The organism is Bacillus andreraoultii, assembly GCF_001244735.1.
GTDB lineage: Bacteria > Bacillota > Bacilli > Bacillales > Caldibacillaceae > Caldifermentibacillus > Caldifermentibacillus andreraoultii.
Window position 1 is genome coordinate 1 of sequence record NZ_LN868928.1, and the last position, 1,405, is coordinate 1,405.

At 35.1% G+C, this 1,405-nt stretch carries 1 protein-coding gene; it reads left to right on the top strand.

The features are described from left to right. Positions 1-140 precede the first annotated feature (140 nt). Entirely contained in the window at positions 141-1,256 is a 1,116-nt protein-coding gene (locus BN2144_RS00060) for an IS4 family transposase (RefSeq protein ID WP_033826334.1), read from the top strand. Positions 1,257-1,405 lie beyond the last annotated feature (149 nt).

Genomic DNA, 1,405 nt, shown 5'->3' on the forward strand with positions numbered 1-1,405 from the left:
CACTAGTGTTGCATTAATTTAAATTAACTATTAAAAATACCCAAAATCTTCAATTTTATTATTTCAAACAAAGAAAAAGTCCTTTATAATGGAAATAGTTGGTGGTAATCCGTCCAAATCCATTAAAAAGGACAACGCTCATGGATAAGATTACACGAAAAAATTCATTTGGACAATGGTTTTCACCGATAAATCTTCAATTATTAGAAGAAAACGTGAAAACAATGAAATTAGATTTCTATACAAAAAAATTAACGACAGAGTCATTTCTTAAATTATTACTTTTTGCACAACTTAAGGAAGTTGAAAGTCTTCATGCATTGGGCGATTGCCTTTTCGATGACCAACTTCAAAAGGCAGTAAACCTTGATTCTATAAGTATTTCTCAGCTATCTCGCCGATTAAATGGCATGAATCCAGATCTGTTTCAGTCGCTTTTCCTTGATCTAGTCGGACAAATTCACGCTAAAACACACTACACAAAACGAATCATGCCGTTAAAAATTATTGATTCAAGCACATTACCACTCAATTTGACCAATCATAGGTGGGCAAAGTTCCGTAAAACAAAGGCGGGGGTAAAGTTACATTTACGCCTTGTATTTATGGAAAAAGGAACTTCTTACCCTGAAAAGGCCGTGATAACAACGGCAAACGAACACGATCGTGGTCAGCTTGAGATTATGGTGGACGACAAGGAATGCATGTATGTGTTTGACCGTGGTTATCTAGACTACGAAAGATTTGACCGTTTGACAGACGATGGTTACTTTTTTCTTTCAAGGCTACGAAAAAACGCAGTTGTACGGGAGGTTTATGATTTTAAACTACCCGAGGGTTCATCTGTTTTATCGGATCAAATGGTCTTGATTGGAACGACACAAAACCGAGCTGAAAACTACTTTCGCCTTCTAAAAGTAATGGATTCAAAAGGAAATGTACTCCATTTGATCACGAATCGTTTTGATTTGAGTGCCGAAGAAATTTCAGAGATGTATAAATCACGTTGGACTATCGAACTATTTTTTAAATGGATCAAACAACATCTCAATATCAAAAAATTTTACGGTCAAAGCGAATGGGCGATTCAAAATCAAGTGTTTATTGCACTGATTGTTTATTGCTTACATATCCTCGCACAAATCGAAACAAAAAGTAAGCGTAAAATCTTGCAAATTAGTCGTTATTTAAGGGCTGCATTGTGGAAACCAGCGCATATTTGGATTCGAAAAATCGAAGGAAAAACTGTCCCTTAATCATTAAAATGCCGTTGTTGCACAAGTCTTAATTGTATATAAATTCTGAATGGATAGGGCCACCTTTAGTTGGGTATTTACTTTTTTGGCCCTAAGTTGGGAAAATAATTAATCTGAAAATTATGACATTATTTATGCAACACTAGTGA

Coding starts and splice junctions, on each gene's coding strand:
- BN2144_RS00060 (WP_033826334.1), top strand. CDS start 141: ATGGATAAGATTACACGAAAAAATTCATTTGGACAATGGTTTTCACCG.